Genomic DNA, 15,204 nt, shown 5'->3' with positions numbered 1-15,204 from the left:
TGGCAGGTGGTGCGCCGGCCGACGCAGGCCGCGCGTCACCGGATGCCATCATTCAGGAATGACCGCCATGCTGCCTCCCGCCGCCGCCCGCACGCTCGCCGACTATAAAAAGTGGGCAAACCAGGAAACCTTCGCGATCGTGACGGCATTGCCGCCCGAAGAGATATACAAGGAACGTCCGACGCTGTTCAAGAATATCGCGCACACCCTGAACCACACCTATGTGGTCGATTGCATCTGGCAGGCTCATATCGAAGGCCGCCCGCATGGCCTGCCGGCCCTGAATGTGGTCACGCATCCGGAAATCGAGGCGTTGTGGGCCGCCCAGCAGGAAATGGACGAATGGTATGTCGCCTGGGCCGGGGCGCAGACCGACGCCACGCTGGCGCGGGAACAGGACTTCGCGCTGATCGGCGGTAACGCCGGCCGCATGTCCCTGGGCGAAATGCTGCTGCACGTCGTGAACCACGGCACCTACCACCGCGGCTTCGTGGCCGACCTGCTGACGCAGATACCGGCGCGCCGCCCCAGCGTCGACCTGCCCGTCTACAAGCGGGTCCGCGGCCAGGCGCCGGTCCGTCCCTGAAGGAACGCCGCTTCCCAGCGCGGCCAAAGTGCAATCAACGCAGTCATATATATGATTTGGTTGACATGGATGAAATTCGAAAATAAGATGGCGCGTAAGTTCAACAGCGGGCACGGCGACAGGACGCATCCGGCCATGCCGCCCACCAGGAGGAAACAGATGATTCATGCCGTATTGCACGACGCAAAGGACACGGTTGCCGTGGCCGTGGTGGAAGGCATCACAGCCGGCACAGACCTGAACGCCTGGATCATGGATGAAGACAAGATCATCCAGGTCAAGGCCAAGCAGGACATACCGATCGGGCACAAGGTCGCGATGAAGGACATGAAAACCGGCGACACCGTTTTCAAGTACGGCGTCGACATCGGCAAGGTGGTGGCCGATATCCAGGCCGGCCAGCACGCCCACGTCCACAACATCAAGACCAAGCGCTGGTAAGCGCTCCTCTTCCCCTATTCACGCGCCCAAGGAAAAATTCATGGCTGTCGTTTCCGCATCCACCACCTTCCGCGGCTATCGCCGCGACAACGGCCGCGTCGGCGTACGCAATCACGTCATCGTGCTGCCCGTGGACGATATCTCGAACGCCGCGGCCGAAGCGGTCGCCAACAATATCAAGGGCACCATGGCCCTGCCCCACCCCTATGGCCGACTGCAGTTCGGTGAAGACCTGGAACTGCATTTCCGCACGCTGATCGGCACCGGTTGCAATCCCAATGTCGCCGCCGTCGTTGTGATCGGCATCGAGGAAGGCTGGACCAAGCGGATCGTCGACGCCATTGCGACCACGGGCAAGCCGGTCGCCGGGTTCTCGATCGAACTGCACGGCGACCTGGACACCATCATGCGCGCGTCCAAGGCGGCGAAGGAATTCGTCCACTACGCCACCGCGCTGGAGCGCACGGAATGCCCCATCAGCGACCTGTGGGTATCCACCAAGTGCGGCGAGTCGGACACGACCTCCGGCTGTGGCGCCAACCCGACCGTGGGCAATGCCTTTGACAAGCTGTATCCGCTGGGCACCACGCTGGTGTTCGGCGAGACGTCCGAGATCACGGGCGGCGAGGACATCGTGGCGGCGCGCTGCGCCAACGATGCCGTGCGCGAACGCTTCATGTTCATGTTCGATCGCTACCAGAAGATGATCGACCGCTGGAAAACCAGCGATCTCTCGGAGTCCCAGCCCACCAAGGGGAATATTGCCGGCGGCCTGACCACCATCGAAGAAAAGGCCATGGGCAACATCCAGAAGATCGGCAAGAAGTGCAAGGTCGATGGCGTCATCGACAAAGCCGAAACACCCGATCATCCGGGACTGTGGTTCATGGACTCGTCTTCGGCAGCGGCCGAAATGGTCACGCTGTGCGCGGCTTCCGGCTATGTCGTCCACTTCTTCCCCACGGGACAGGGCAACGTCATCGGCAACCCCATCCTTCCGGTCATCAAGATTTGCGCCAACCCGCGCACGGTACGGACGATGTCTGAACACATCGACGTCGATACCTGCGGACTGCTGCAGCGCGACATGGACCTGGACCAGGCCGGCGATAAGCTGCTCGAATGCATGCTCGCCACGGCCAACGGACGCTGGACTTCGGCCGAGGCCCTGGGCCATCGCGAATTCGTGCTGACCCGGCTGTTCGAAAGCGCCTGACACCCCACGCTCGCGATACCTGGCGCACCGGCCCATAGATGGCCGGGCGCCATCCCGACACCGCCGCCAAGCGCGGCAGTGTCGATCACGCATTGGAGGAGACACCCCCATGAAGCGCATATCCACGGATCTGCCGATTTCGGCCGGCCGCCGTTCCACGCTGGGCGCCCTGGGCGCGGCCAGTATCGCCATGTTGACGCCCATGTCGCGGGCGCTCGCGCAGGGCGGCAAATGGCCCGACAAGCCCATCAACTACGTGGTTCCCTTCCCGCCCGGCGGCCTGACCGACGTCGCGGCCAGGCAAGTCGCGAAGTCGGTGACGTCCGCCGAGGGCTGGAACATCGTCGTGGAGAACAAGCCTGGCGGCAGCGCCAACATCGGCGCGGCCTACGTCGCACGCGCGGCGGCGGACGGCTATACCTGGCTGGCGATCACCATGTCGCACGCCGCGAACGCCACCTTGTTCAAGGGCAAGGCGGGATACGACCTGATGACAGACCTGGTGCCGCTGGCCGGGCTGGCGTCTTCGTCGATGATGATCGTCGTCAACGCCAAGAGCGATATCAAGACGCTGGACGATCTGACCCGCGCGGCCAAGGCCAAGCCAGGCTCCCTGTCGGCGGGTTCTAGCGGCAACGGGACGCCGCCGCACCTCACGCTGGCCCTGTACCAGCAGCTGACGGATACCAAGCTCCTGCATGTCCCTTACAAGGGCGGCGCGCCCTCGCTCACCGACCTGATCGGCGGCCAGCTGGACGTAATTTTCTCCAACTACCCCGAATCGCTTGCGTATGTGAAGAGCGGGCAGTTGCGCGCCCTGGCCGTGACCACCAAGCAGCGCAGTTCGGACCTGCCCGACGTGCCGACCGTGGCGGAGGCCGGCTTGCCGGGCCTGATCGTGGAAAACTTCACCGGTGTCATGGCGCCCGCGGATACGCCGCCCGAGCTGGTCGCGCGCATCGGCCAGGCCATCGAAAAGCAGATGAGCCAGCCCGAGATGCAGAAAACCCTCAGCCAGTTGGGCTTCACTGCCCAACCCCGTGGACCTGCCGAGTTCAAGAAATACCTGGCGGGAGAAGTCTCGCGCTGGGCCAAAACCATACAGCAGGCCAACATACAGGTCGGCTGAAGACAAGCACGTCACCTGAAGCCTGGCGAAGTAGAGCCAGGACGAGTACAGCTAGCGCAGTACGGGTCGGCGAAGTCGCCGACCAGTCCCACCTTGCCCAGACCAGCGAGCCGCACCGATGCACATCGTCATTTCAGAATTCATGGACACCGCCGCCGTTGACCTTCTGCGGCGGGATTTCGAAGTGCGCTACGAGCCGGACCTGGTGGACCGGCGCGCCGAATTGCTGCAGGCCGTCGCCGGAGCGGATGCGCTCATCGTGCGCAATCGGACCCGCGTGGATGCCGACGTGCTGGCGGCAGGGCCGATGCTGAAGGCGGTCGGCAGGCTAGGCGTGGGATTGGACAACATCGATGTCGCGGGGTGCAAGGCGCGGGGCATTCATGTGCTCCCCGCCACGGGCGCCAATGCCCGGGCCGTCGCCGAATACGTGGTGGCCACCGTCCTCATGTTGACACGCGGCGCGTATCACAGCAGCAACTCGGTCGCCGACGGCGACTGGCCCCGAACGGCGCTTTCCAATGGCCGCGAGGTCAACGCCCGGACATTGGGTATCGTCGGCTACGGCGGCATCGGGCGGTTGACGGCGCGACTGGCGCGCGGCCTGGACATGCGTGTCGTGGCTTATGATCCCATGCTTGCCGACGACGATCCGGTATGGCGCGAAACCGGCGTCGAGCCCGCCCCGATGGAGCGTTTGCTCGCGCAGTCGGACGCCGTCACACTCCATATTCCCTTGACAGAGGGTACGCGCAATCTGTTCGATGCCAGCCGCATCGGGGCCATGAAAGATGGCGCCGTACTGGTCAACACGGCGCGCGGCGGCATCGTGGATGAAGCGGCCCTGGCCCAGGCGTTGCGCAGCGGCAAGCTGGGCGGCGCGGCCCTGGACGTCTTCGGCGAAGAACCGCTGCCCGCCGGCAGTCCGCTGGCAGGCGCGCCGAACCTGATTTTGACGCCGCACGTCGCGGGACTGAGCCAGGAGGCCAATACCAGGGTCTCGGACATGGTCGCGCAACGGGTGGCGGAAACACTGAAGCAAGGCTGACCAGCCGACACCGGGAACAAAGATGGCGATTATCCAACTCGATGCTCTGTATGAATTGGCAGTGGCCGCGCTGCAAGGCGCGGGTGCCAGCCCCGACATGGCCCGCGACACCGCGCGGGCATTGATCCATGCCGAAGGCCAGGGCATCGCTTCGCATGGCGTCTCGCGCGTGCCCTTCTATGCCACGCATCTGCGCAACGGACGCGCCGACGGCAGGGCCGTGCCGCGTGTGGCGCGTGAACGCGGCGGCGCCGTGCTGGTGGACGCCAACGACGGACTGGCATTCTCGGCGTGCGCGCTGGCGATCGAGCAAGCGATGACGCGTGCCCGCACGCACGGCGTGGCCTTCGCCGGCGTGTGCAACAGCCATCATTTCGGCGTCGCGGCCTATCACCTGGACGCCGTGGCGCGCGCCGGCATGGTGGGATTGGCCATGGGCAACTCGCCGGCCGCCATGCCCGCCTGGGGCGGCAAGCGCGCACTGTTCGGCACCAATCCCATCGCTGCCGCGTTTCCGCGTCGCGACGGACTGCCCCTGGTCATCGACCTGTCGCTGTCGGAAGTCGCGCGCGGCAAACTCATGGTGGCGGCCCGCGAAGGCAAGGACATTCCCTTGGGCTGGGCGCTGGATGCCGACGGCCAACCCACCACGGATCCCAAGGCCGGGCTGGCGGGCAGCATGCTGCCCATGGGTGGCGCCAAGGGCGCCATGCTGGCGCTGGTCGTCGAACTACTGGCGTGCGCACTGACTGGTGCGCACTTCGGCTTCGAAGCGGATTCGTTCTTCACCGAGGAAGGCAACCGCGCGCGCATCGGACAAGCCTTCCTGGTGCTGGATCCGGACGCGGTCGCGGGACGCGATGTCTACCTGGAACGCGTGGAAACGCTGGTGGCCGCCATGCTGGCCGATACCGGCGTGCGCCTGCCGGGGCAACGCCGTGCGGGGCTGGAGGAAAAAGCCCGGGCACAAGGGGTGAATGTGCCCGACGCCCTGCTCGCGGAAATGAACCAATTGGCCAAACGGACGTAGGGACGGGCCGCGGGGCGTTGTTATAGGGGCGAGCGGGCTACCTTCGTCACGGCCGGGGCGGCGCCACCAGCGCCGCCAGTTCGTCCTCATCGAAGCCTGCGGCACGCCGTGCCTCCAGATTGAACGGCCCGCGCTGGCGCGGCGCAGCGTATTGCGCCGCGAGTTCGGCATGCCAGGCCACGCCCTCCTTGCCGCGCATATCACACAGGTGACGCCACCAGCGATTGCCGATGGCCACGTGCCCGATCTCATCGCGCAGGATGATGTCCAGGATGGCCGCGCCGGCGTCGTCGCCCACGGCGGCGAGCTTATTGCGGATCTGCGGCGACGCATCGAGGCCCCGCGCCTCCAGGATGCGGGGGACCAGCGTCAAGCGGGCTGGCAGGTCGTCCTGGGTTTTTTCCGCCATCTCCCACAGCCCGTTGTGTGCCGGGAAATCGCCATAGGCGTACCCCAGCGTCGCCAGGTGCGCGTTCAGCAGGGCGAAATGACCGGCCTCTTCCCGGGCGACGCGCACCCAGTCGCGATAGAAAGCCTGAGGCATGCCGGCGAATCGCCAGACGATGTCCAGGGCCAGGTTGATGGCATTGAATTCGATGTGCGCCAGCGCATGGATCAGGGCCGCCCGGCCGGCCGGCGTGCCGACCGGCCGGGGCTTGAGCCCGGCGGGCGACACCAGATCGGGGCGTACGGGCCGGCCGGGAAGCCCGGGCGGCGCGTCGAGGGCTGCATCGCCGTCCACGGCGATGTCCGGCGACAGTGCCTCGACGGCGAGCAGCTTGTCGGACCAGGACGTGAGCGCCAATGCCCGCAGGGCCTGGCGTCGCAGTTCGAGGGTTTCGGCCGCAGGGGCCGAAACGCGTGGCGCAGCATCGTTCATCGCGCAAGCGTACTTGAAAACCGCCTCGCCTATACTGCATGCCTCCGCACCGATCACCATGACCGCCGCCCCACGCCTGCAAGTCCTCGAATCGCTGAGCGAACTGGATCCGGCCCGCTGGAACGCACTGGCCGGCAACCAGCCCTTCCTGCAGCATTCCTTTTTGTCCGCGCTGCACGATACCGGCTGTGCTGCGCCCGGCACGGGTTGGGCGCCGTATTTCCTCAGCCTGTGGCGCGGCGATGCCCTGGCCGGCGCAATGCCGCTCTACGTGAAGTCGCATTCGCGCGGCGAATACGTGTTCGACTACATCTGGGCGGACGCCTTCGAGCGACATGGCCTGCACTACTACCCGAAGCTGCTGTCCGCGGTGCCCTTCACGCCGGTCACCGGGCCGCGCCTGTTGGCCGCCTCCCATGAAGACCGCGTCGTGCTGGCGCGCGGCGCCATCGAGCTCACGCGGCGCCTGAAGCTGTCCTCGCTGCACGTCCTGTTCCCTTCGGCCGACGATATGCCCGCCCTGCAGGAAGCGGGCTATATGGTCAGGCATGGCGTCCAGTTCCATTGGGAGAACCAGGGATATCGCGATTTCGAAGCCTTCCTGGGCGCGCTGAACCACGACAAACGCAAGAAATTGCGCCAAGACCGCAAGCGCGTGGCCGCCGCCGGCATCAGCTTTCGATGGCTGCGCGGCCCGGACATCGACGACGAGGCGTTGCGTTTCTTCCACGATTGCTATGTGGACACCTATCGCAATCACGGGTCGGCGCCCTACCTGAACCTGGATTTCTTCCGGCGTGCGCACGGGGCCCAGCCGGATGCCTTCGTGCTGATTCTTGCCGGCCGCCAGGACGAGCCCATTGCGGCCGCGCTGAACGTGACGGACGGCACGGCGCTGTACGGACGTCACTGGGGCGCGCGCGTCTTCGTGCCGGGGCTGCATTTCGAGACCTGCTATGTGCAAGGCATCGAGTACTGCCTCGCCCATGGGCTGTCCCGCTTCGAAGGCGGCGCGCAGGGGGAACACAAGATGGCTCGCGGCCTGTTGCCCACGCCGACCTGCTCGGCACACTGGATCGCCGACCGCCGCTTTGCCGGCGCCATCGCCGATTTCCTCGACCGGGAAGGCGCGGCGGTTGGCGATTATCGCGAGGAATTGGCGACCCATACGCCCTTCAAGGCGGACGGCCACGACTGAGGCGCGGGCGCCACGCCAGGCACCCGTACCGTGGTTCCGGGCACGCACTGCTTGAAAAGCGGCATGGCGGCAGCGTATTGTGTCGGCTCCCCATCCATCCGACATCGTCCCATCGCCAAAATGAAGAACCAGTCCTTGAAGCGGCGGATTCATGCCAGTTTCGCGGCCGTGCTGGCCATCATGCTGCTTATGGTGATCGTCGATTATGTGCGGCTGCTGGCGATCGAGCGCGACGCGCAGAGCATGAGAGCCGATTCCCTGCCCGGCCTGCGCTACAGCAACGACATGCGGGAGGCCTGGCGCGATGCCTACCAGGCGCTCGAAGATGGACTAATGGGGCAATCACAGCGGCCTGGCGGCGACAGCGCGGCGACGCTGCGTTCCATCGTGGGGCGCGCGCAGGCCCAGCTCGACACCCAGATGCGCGGCTATGAGGCCACTGCCTTCATCCACGACGACCAGGCCACGTACGATGACTTCAAGCGCCAACTGGCGACCTACCGCCAGATCGAGGACACCGTGCTCACGGCAAGCCAGAACGGCGACGTGCCCCGGGCGCTGTCCATCGTACGCGACCAGTTGGCGCCGGTGTTCCAGGCAGGCCGCGCGATCACCGACAAGATGGTCATGGAGAACCGCCAGCGTGCCGATGCGGCGATCGACAGGATTCTGCAGGCACTGCGACACGCGGAAGGCATCATGCTGACCGGGCTGGTCTTTGCGCTGCTGGCCGCGGTGTTGTGCGGCTACCTGCTCATGCGCGCCATCACACGGCCCATGCGAGGCATCGTGGACGGTTTGGCGGCGTTCGGCGCGGGCGATTTCTCCCAGCGGCTGGACCTGGGCAGGCGCGACGAGTTCAATGCCATCGAGGCGGGCTTCAACCGCATGGCCGACGAATTGACGGACCTGGTCGGCAAATCGCAGCGCTCGGCCATCCAGGTCGCCACGTCGGTCACGCAGATCGCCGCGACCTCCAAGGAACAGCAGGCCACCGCATCCGAAGTGGCCGCGACCACCACCGAGATCGGTGCGACCTCCCGCGAAATCGCGGCCACTTCGCGCGACCTGGTGCGCACCATGAACGAGGTCTCCGGAGCGGCGGACCAGACGGCTGCCCTGGCCGACGAAGGCCACCACGACCTGGCGCGCATGGAAAGCACCATGCGCACCGTCGTGGACGCGGCCGGCTCGGTCAATGCAAAACTGGCGGTCTTGAACGAAAAGGCCGGCAACATCAACCAGGTCGTGACGACCATCAACAAGGTCGCCGACCAGACCAACCTCCTGTCGCTGAACGCCGCCATCGAGGCGGAGAAAGCCGGCGAATATGGACGCGGATTCGTCGTGGTCGCCACCGAGATACGCCGCCTGGCGGACCAGACCGCGGTGGCCACCTACGATATCGAGCAGATCGTGCGCGAGATCCAGTCCTCCGTGGCGGCCGGCGTCATGGGCATGGACAAGTTCTCCGAAGAGGTTCGGCGTGGCATGTCGGAGATGCAGCAGGTCGGTGAGCAACTGGCCCAGATCATCGAGCACGTGCAGACCCTGGCGCCGCGCGTGCAAATGGTCAACGAGGGCATGCAGGCGCAGGCCACCGGCGCCGAACAGATCAACCAGGCGCTGACGCAGTTGGCCGACGCGACGCAGCAGACGGTGGAATCGCTGCGCCAGTCCAGCGTGGCCATCGACGACCTGAACGCGGTCGCCGGGGAGCTGCGCGGCAGCGTGAGCCGTTTCCGCGTGTGATGGGCGACGCCATGGCCTCGCCCGGGCCGCGGGCGCGCACCTCGGGCACACGCACTCGCCGGCTGTTCCTGCGTTTCGATATCGGCACGGAGCGCTATGCCCTGGCGGCGTCCGACATCGTACGGATCCTGCCGCTGATGCCCCTGAAGCGCCTTCCGGCCGCGCCTGCCTGGGTGGCCGGCATTCTCCTGTATGGGGGCGAGCCGGTTCCGGTGGTCGACTTATCGGCGCTGGCCACCGCCCAGGCGGCGGCTGTACAGGCAAGTACGCGGCTTGCGGTAGTCGCCTACCGACCGACGCCTGGTGCCGCGGGACGGCATCTGGGCTTGCTGCTGGAGCACGCCACGGAAACCGTGCATTACGATACCGAAGAGTTCCAGTCCTATGGGCTCGACAACCGCGATGCGCCTTACCTGGGCCCGGTGCTTGCCGACGCCCGCGGGATGGTGCAATGCGTGCGCATCGCGGACCTGTTGCCCGCATCGGTGCGCGAGCGCTTGTTCCAGGATGCCGAGCAGGCGGGGGCTGCGCCATGACGGCAACGGACTTCAGCGGGCTGCTCAAGCGAACGATGGGGCTGGATGCGGATTCCATCGGTGCGGCCGCGGTCGCGCGGGCGGTGCGCCAGCGCGCCATGGCGTGCACCCGGGGCGATGAGGCGGCCTATTGGGAACTCCTGGCAGGCTCGGCGCGCGAACAGCAGGAATTGATCGAGACCGTCGTCGTACCGGAAACGTCCTTCTTCCGGCATGCGGAATCCATGGACACCCTGGCGCAGTTGGCGCGCCAGCGCGTGGCGCAGGGCAAGGCGCTGCGCATTCTCAGCCTGCCCTGTTCCAGCGGCGAAGAGCCCTACACGATCGCCATGGCCTTGCTCGACGCCGGTGTCGACCCGGAACGCTACACCGTGCTGGGCCTGGACATCAGCGCACGCTTGGTGGCCCGCGCCGAACAGGGCGTCTACGGCCGCAATGCCTTTCGCGGCGACGAGCTGGGATTCCGGGCGCGGCATTTCACCGAGACGCCGCAGGGCTATTCTGTCGCGCCGCGCGTGCGGGCCCATGTGCGGTTCCAGACTGGCAACCTTCTGGACCCGGCGCTTGCGTTGCCCTCGGATGCACATGATTTCGTGTTCTGCCGGAATCTGCTTATCTACTTCGACGATCCCACGCAGCAAGCAGCGGTGCGGGTGCTGCGGCGGCTTTGCCGCGCCGACGGAGTGATCTTCGTCGGACCCGCCGAGGCCAGCCTGTTGACGCGCCTGGGCATGCGTCAGATCGACGCGCCGCGCGCCTTCGCCTTCCATAACGCTACGGTGGAATCGGTCGAACCGGCTGCCGCGCCGGGCCGGGCGCCCGGCGGCCCCGCCAAGGCCAGGGCGGACAGGGCCGGGCCGCCGTCCAGCCGCCGGCCCTTCATGGTGGTGGACCGCGGCAACGCCCCGCGCGCCACTGCCTCCGCGGCGCCGCGCGCGCCCGCCCGTGCGGGGCCGCCTGCTGCTCCGCCTGCGGCAAGCGAGACCTCGCAGGCGTTCGCAGCGATACAGTCGCTGGCGGATGCAGGGCGCCTGGACGAAGCGCGCGTCGCGGCCGAGGCGCACATCCAGGCGCACGGCGCATCGGCCGACGCCTATTATCTGTTGGCCCTGCTCGACGATGCCGCCGGCCTGCCGGCAGCCGCGGAAGCCGCCTACCGCAAGACCCTGTACCTGGACCCCGGGCACCGGCAGGCCCTGCTGCATCTGGCCTCGCTGCTGGAGACGCGCGGCGACAGCGCCTACGCCGGACAACTGAGAGCGCGCGCGGCGCGCCGCGAGAACAGCGATGCATGAGCCCGCTCCCGCGCCCATCGACGACTGCTGGAATCGCATCGGCATCCGGGGGGACCGCTCCTGTGAGCGCCTGCAGACTCACATCCATTGCCGGCACTGCCCGGTGTATGCCGCATCGGCCAGAACCCTGCTGACCCGGGTCGCTCCCACCCTGCAGCAGGCCGCCTCCATTGCCGACCCGGCGGCCACGCCGGAGCCGGAAGCGACCTTGCCCGTGCTGGTGTTCCGCCTGCATGCGGAGTGGCTGGCCCTGCCCACCGCAGCGCTTGCGGAAGTCACGCCCTTGCGTCCGGTGCACGCGCTGCCGCGCCGCGCGGGCATGGTGCTGGGCGTATGCAATGTCCGCGGGCGCCTGCTTCCCTGCGTCTCCCTGGCGGTCCTGCTGGACCTCCCGCCCGCCACCCCGGATGACCCGCGCGACAAACCAACGCCCCGCATGCTCGTCATGGGCGGAGGCAGTGGCGCCCTGGTCGTCCCGGTGGACGACATCGACGGTATCCGGGCCGTGTCCCTGTCGGGCATCGGGCCGCTGCCCCGCACCGTGTCGGGAACGCATTACGTGCGCGGTGTCATCCGGCACGCCGAACGCACCGTCGGCCTGCTGGACGACGCCCGCCTCGTGCAGGCGATCGAAGGGAGACTGGGATGAAAGCCCGTCGGCAAGCACAGGAGGCGGCGACATGACTCCGGACAACATGCGTGACGCGTCGCTGGTCGACCTGTACAAGATGGAGGTACGCGGCCAGGTGCAGGTGCTCGACAGCGGCTTGCTGGCCCTGGAACGCGATCCCACGGAGGCAGCGCATCTCGCGGCCTGCATGCGCGCCGCGCATTCGCTCAAGGGCGCCGCCCGCATTGTCGGCCTGGAAGCGCCGGTACGGGTCGCGCATGCCATGGAAGACCGCCTGGTCGAGGCCCAGGCCGGCCGCACCCTGGATGCCGGCGCCGTCGACATGCTGTTGCGCGGCACCGATCTGTTGCGCAACATGCCGGGGGAAGACCCGCAGGCGGACGCTGCCGCCGCCGAGGCCTTCGTGGCCTCGCTTGCCGTGCCGGCTCATGGCTCCCCTGCGCCGCGGCCGGACACACCCGCCGCGCCGGTTCCCCCTGCCACATCCCGGGCGGCCGCATCGCCTGGCCCAGCGGCCGCCCGGGAAGGCCCGCATCCCGAGGCCGCCGCATCGCCGTTCACCGGGGTCCCGGAGCAGCCGCCCGCGCCGCGCCATGCGATATCCGCCGAGACCCCGGAGCCCGCGCGCCTTGCGCGCGCCACGGACGCGCCAGGCAACGTGTCCGACGCCGCGTCAGCGCGCGCGCAAGGAGCCGGCGAGGCCCGTGCGCTGCGCGTCACGGCACGCACGCTGGACGAACTGCTGGGGCTGTCCAGCGAAACCCTGGTAGAAGCCCATCGGCTCACACCCTTCGCCAACTCCCTGCTGCCGCTCAAGCGCATGCATGACCATCTGGCGGCGCTGCTGGAGAGCCTGCAGCACCGGGCGGCCGGCACGGCACTGGAAGACGGCATCGCCCAGGCGCGCCAGCAGGCCGGCGCGTGCCAGCGGATACTGGCGGACCGCATGGCCCAGGCCGACCAGTTCGGCTGGCGCATCGGGGACCTGGGCCAGCGCCTGTACGACACGGCGCTGGCCTGCCGCATGCGCCCTTTCGGCGACGCCGTGTCGAGCCTGCCGCGCATGGTGCGCGACCTTGCACGCACCCTGGGCAAGCAGGCGCACCTCGATATCCAGGGCACGGCCACGCGGGTCGACCGTGACATCCTGGAGCGCCTGGATGCCCCGCTGACCCACCTGCTGCGCAACGCCCTGGACCACGGCATCGAGACGCCCGCTGAACGGCGGGCGGCGGGCAAGCCGGAACAAGGCACCATCACCCTGGAAGCGCGCCATAGCGCCGGCATGTTGCGCGTGGAGGTCAGCGACGATGGCCGTGGCATCGACCAGGTGCGCTTGCGGAACGAGATTGTCCAGCGTGGCCTGGCCGCGCAGCAGACCGTGGAGACGCTCAGCGAAACCGAGGTGCTGGCCTTCCTGTTTCTGCCCGGCTTCACCACGCGGGCCGCCGTCACGGAAATTTCCGGACGCGGGGTCGGGCTGGATGTGGTCCACGACATGGCGCGCCAGCTGCGCGGCGCGGTCCGCGTGCACCAGCGCAGCGGCGCGGGCACGCGGTTCACGCTGGAGCTGCCGCTGTCGCTGTCCGTGGTGCGCAGCCTCATCGTCGACATCGGCGGCGAGCGCTACGCCTTTCCACTGGCCTATGTATCGCGCGCGCTGCGCCTGCCGCGCACAGCCATCGAGCAGTTGGAAGGGCGCCAGCATTTCCCGCACGACGGCCGGCAGGTCGGTCTGGTCGGCGCCAGCCAGGTACTGCAGTATGCGAACCCGGCCGCCTTGGCCGACCCGGTTCCGGTCGTGTTGCTGGACGATCACCAGGGGCGCAATTACGGCGTCGCGGTGGACCGCTTCGTCGCCGAGCAGACCCTGGTGGTGCAGCCGCTGGATCCCCGTCTGGGCAAGCTGCAGGACGTACAGGCCGGCGCGATCATGGAGGACGGCACGCCCGTGCTGATCCTGGACGTCGAGGATATGATCCGCACCATCGAAAAACTGGTGGCCAGCGGAGGCCTGCAGCGCGTCGGCGCCGATGCGGCCCCCATGGCACCGGCACGGCGCAAACGCGTCCTGGTGGTCGACGACTCCCTGACGGTGCGCGAGCTGGAACGCAAGCTGCTCGTCAACCGCGGCTATGACGTGGCCGTGGCGGTCGACGGCATGGACGGGTGGAACATGGTGCGTGCCCAGGATTTCGACCTGATCGTCACCGACGTGGACATGCCGCGCATGGACGGCATCGAGCTGGTCACGCTCATCCGCAAGGACCCCCGCTTGCAATCCATGCATGTCATGGTAGTGTCCTACAAGGACAGGCCGGAAGACCGCCAGCGCGGGCTGGATGCCGGCGCGGACTATTATCTGGGCAAAAGCAGCTTCCACGACGATGCGCTGCTGGAGGCCGTCGCGGATCTCATCGGGCAGGCAGGTACGTGAAAATAGGCATCGTCAACGATAAACCCGCCGCAGTGGAAGCGCTGCGCAAGGTCCTGGCGCTGGACGCGGATCTCAGCGTGGCTTGGGTCGCCTCCAATGGCGCGGAAGCGGTGGAGCGATGCGCCGCCGCGCGGCCCGATGTAGTGCTCATGGAGCTGGCCATGCCAGTCATGGACGGCGCGGAAGCGACGCGTCGCATCATGGCGGCCTCACCATGCGCCATCATCATCGCCGCCACCGACGTCGACGGCCAGACCGCCCATGTGTTCGATGCGATGGGCTACGGCGCACTCGATGCCATCGAAGTTCCCGCGCCCACGGGGGCCGACCTGGCCGCGCACGCCGCGCCGCTGTTGCGCAAGATCCGCAATGCGGGCTGGCTGATCGGCGCCTACGACCGGCCCCGGCGCACGCCCCGGCAGGGTCGCGCGCCGGCTGGCGTGACGTCGCACAAGCAGTTGGTCGTCATCGGGGCCAGCGCCGGCGGCCCCCCTTCCCTGGCCCTGCTGCTCAAGGGCCTGCCCCTGGACTTCCCGGCCGGCATCGTCCTGGTACAGCATGTGGACGCCAGCTTTGCGCAGGACATGGCGCGCTGGCTGGACGAACAGGTCGCCATGCCGGTGCGGCTGGCCATGCCCGGGGACACGCCGCTCGGCGGCACCGTGCTGCTGGCGGGCACCGATGACCATCTCGTCATGCAGGGCGACGGCACGCTGACCTACACGCGGGAGCCGCTTGAAGGCCTGTACCGGCCCTCGATCGACGTGTTCTTCAAGAGCGTGGCCGAATTCTGGCGCGGGGACGCCGTGGGCGTCCTGTTGACAGGCATGGGCAGGGATGGCGCCCAGGGCTTGAAAACCATGCGCGAGCGCGGCTTCCTGACCATCGCGCAGGACCGCGCCAGCAGTGCGGTTTATGGCATGCCGAAAGCGGCTGCCGAACTGGACGCGGCCGTCGAAATCACGCCGTTGGAACGCATCGCGGAGCGACTGGCGATACGATTCGCGCATATGCCGACTTGACGG

14 protein-coding genes are annotated in these 15,204 nt (G+C 67.6%); 13 read left to right on the top strand and 1 reads right to left on the bottom strand.

Annotation, left to right across the window (positions count from 1 at the left end; genetic code table 11):
• The first annotated feature begins 67 nt into the window (after positions 1 to 67).
• From BAU07_RS08220 to BAU07_RS08195, 6 genes are all read left to right on the top strand, one after another.
• Positions 68 to 586, top strand: a complete 519-nt coding sequence (locus tag BAU07_RS08220; RefSeq protein ID WP_066655899.1) for a DinB family protein — start codon at positions 68 to 70, stop codon at positions 584 to 586.
• Between the two features lie 159 nt (positions 587 to 745).
• Positions 746 to 1,027, top strand: coding sequence for a UxaA family hydrolase (locus tag BAU07_RS08215; RefSeq protein ID WP_066665063.1), 282 nt, complete (start codon positions 746 to 748; stop codon positions 1,025 to 1,027).
• A 40-nt stretch (positions 1,028 to 1,067) separates the two neighbouring features.
• A complete protein-coding gene (locus BAU07_RS08210; RefSeq protein ID WP_066655897.1) occupies positions 1,068 to 2,243 on the top strand; it encodes a UxaA family hydrolase in 1,176 nt (391 codons plus the stop codon).
• A gap of 109 nt (positions 2,244 to 2,352) precedes the next feature.
• Positions 2,353 to 3,372: a Bug family tripartite tricarboxylate transporter substrate binding protein gene (locus BAU07_RS08205; RefSeq protein WP_066655895.1), complete on the top strand. Its 1,020-nt coding sequence runs from the start codon at positions 2,353 to 2,355 to the stop codon at positions 3,370 to 3,372.
• Between the two features lie 118 nt (positions 3,373 to 3,490).
• Positions 3,491 to 4,420: a hydroxyacid dehydrogenase gene (locus tag BAU07_RS08200; protein WP_066655893.1), complete on the top strand. Its 930-nt coding sequence runs from the start codon at positions 3,491 to 3,493 to the stop codon at positions 4,418 to 4,420.
• A gap of 22 nt (positions 4,421 to 4,442) precedes the next feature.
• Positions 4,443 to 5,450: an Ldh family oxidoreductase gene (locus tag BAU07_RS08195; protein ID WP_066655883.1), complete on the top strand. Its 1,008-nt coding sequence runs from the start codon at positions 4,443 to 4,445 to the stop codon at positions 5,448 to 5,450.
• 46 nt (positions 5,451 to 5,496) lie between these two features.
• Here the strand turns inward: BAU07_RS08195 and BAU07_RS08190 are convergent, their stop codons facing one another.
• A complete protein-coding gene (locus BAU07_RS08190) occupies positions 5,497 to 6,330 on the bottom strand; it encodes a ferritin-like domain-containing protein (RefSeq protein WP_066665061.1) in 834 nt (277 codons plus the stop codon).
• Positions 6,331 to 6,388: 58 nt separating this feature from the next.
• Here BAU07_RS08190 and BAU07_RS08185 point away from each other — a divergent pair, with 58 nt between their 5' ends.
• The 7 genes from BAU07_RS08185 to cheB all read left to right on the top strand — a co-directional run bounded on the left by BAU07_RS08185 (position 6,389) and on the right by cheB (position 15,201).
• The gene (locus BAU07_RS08185) at positions 6,389 to 7,528 is read left to right on the top strand and encodes a GNAT family N-acetyltransferase (RefSeq protein ID WP_066655880.1); all 1,140 of its coding nucleotides are present in this window, start codon (positions 6,389 to 6,391) and stop codon (positions 7,526 to 7,528) included.
• A 120-nt stretch (positions 7,529 to 7,648) separates the two neighbouring features.
• The gene (locus tag BAU07_RS08180) at positions 7,649 to 9,280 is read left to right on the top strand and encodes a methyl-accepting chemotaxis protein (protein WP_066665060.1); all 1,632 of its coding nucleotides are present in this window, start codon (positions 7,649 to 7,651) and stop codon (positions 9,278 to 9,280) included.
• Positions 9,281 to 9,291: 11 nt separating this feature from the next.
• On the top strand, positions 9,292 to 9,816 hold the full coding sequence (locus tag BAU07_RS08175) for a chemotaxis protein CheW (RefSeq protein WP_066665059.1): 525 nt from the start codon (positions 9,292 to 9,294) through the stop codon (positions 9,814 to 9,816).
• Entirely contained in the window at positions 9,813 to 11,111 is a 1,299-nt protein-coding gene (locus BAU07_RS08170; protein WP_066655877.1) for a CheR family methyltransferase, read from the top strand. The genes BAU07_RS08175 and BAU07_RS08170 overlap by 4 nt, the downstream gene beginning before the upstream one ends.
• Positions 11,104 to 11,760, top strand: a complete 657-nt coding sequence (locus BAU07_RS08165; RefSeq protein ID WP_066655874.1) for a chemotaxis protein CheW — start codon at positions 11,104 to 11,106, stop codon at positions 11,758 to 11,760. Before BAU07_RS08170 ends, BAU07_RS08165 begins: the two co-directional genes overlap by 8 nt.
• Positions 11,761 to 11,791: 31 nt before the next feature.
• Positions 11,792 to 14,179 (top strand): hybrid sensor histidine kinase/response regulator, encoded by a 2,388-nt coding sequence (locus BAU07_RS08160; protein WP_066655871.1) that lies wholly within the window; start codon positions 11,792 to 11,794, stop codon positions 14,177 to 14,179.
• A complete protein-coding gene (gene cheB / locus BAU07_RS08155) occupies positions 14,176 to 15,201 on the top strand; it encodes a chemotaxis response regulator protein-glutamate methylesterase (RefSeq protein ID WP_066655868.1) in 1,026 nt (341 codons plus the stop codon). Before BAU07_RS08160 ends, cheB begins: the two co-directional genes overlap by 4 nt.
• Positions 15,202 to 15,204: the final 3 nt, after the last annotated feature.

This window comes from Bordetella flabilis (assembly GCF_001676725.1).
In the GTDB taxonomy this organism is placed as follows: Bacteria; Pseudomonadota; Gammaproteobacteria; order Burkholderiales; family Burkholderiaceae_B; genus Bordetella_C; species Bordetella_C flabilis.
Note: the sequence above shows the minus strand (reverse complement) of the source record. Positions and strands in the feature narration are given on the sequence as shown.

What these genes read in the sequence shown, in the direction of transcription:
- BAU07_RS08220 (WP_066655899.1), top strand. Translation starts at nt 68, where the DNA reads ATGCTGCCTCCCGCCGCCGCCCGCACGCTCGCCGACTATAAAAAGTGG.
- BAU07_RS08215 (WP_066665063.1), top strand. Translation starts at nt 746, where the DNA reads ATGATTCATGCCGTATTGCACGACGCAAAGGACACGGTTGCCGTGGCC.
- BAU07_RS08210 (WP_066655897.1), top strand. Translation starts at nt 1,068, where the DNA reads ATGGCTGTCGTTTCCGCATCCACCACCTTCCGCGGCTATCGCCGCGAC.
- BAU07_RS08205 (WP_066655895.1), top strand. Translation starts at nt 2,353, where the DNA reads ATGAAGCGCATATCCACGGATCTGCCGATTTCGGCCGGCCGCCGTTCC.
- BAU07_RS08200 (WP_066655893.1), top strand. Translation starts at nt 3,491, where the DNA reads ATGCACATCGTCATTTCAGAATTCATGGACACCGCCGCCGTTGACCTT.
- BAU07_RS08195 (WP_066655883.1), top strand. Translation starts at nt 4,443, where the DNA reads ATGGCGATTATCCAACTCGATGCTCTGTATGAATTGGCAGTGGCCGCG.
- BAU07_RS08190 (WP_066665061.1), bottom strand. Translation starts at nt 6,330, where the DNA reads ATGAACGATGCTGCGCCACGCGTTTCGGCCCCTGCGGCCGAAACCCTC.
- BAU07_RS08185 (WP_066655880.1), top strand. Translation starts at nt 6,389, where the DNA reads ATGACCGCCGCCCCACGCCTGCAAGTCCTCGAATCGCTGAGCGAACTG.
- BAU07_RS08180 (WP_066665060.1), top strand. Translation starts at nt 7,649, where the DNA reads ATGAAGAACCAGTCCTTGAAGCGGCGGATTCATGCCAGTTTCGCGGCC.
- BAU07_RS08175 (WP_066665059.1), top strand. Translation starts at nt 9,292, where the DNA reads ATGGCCTCGCCCGGGCCGCGGGCGCGCACCTCGGGCACACGCACTCGC.
- BAU07_RS08170 (WP_066655877.1), top strand. Translation starts at nt 9,813, where the DNA reads ATGACGGCAACGGACTTCAGCGGGCTGCTCAAGCGAACGATGGGGCTG.
- BAU07_RS08165 (WP_066655874.1), top strand. Translation starts at nt 11,104, where the DNA reads ATGCATGAGCCCGCTCCCGCGCCCATCGACGACTGCTGGAATCGCATC.
- BAU07_RS08160 (WP_066655871.1), top strand. Translation starts at nt 11,792, where the DNA reads ATGACTCCGGACAACATGCGTGACGCGTCGCTGGTCGACCTGTACAAG.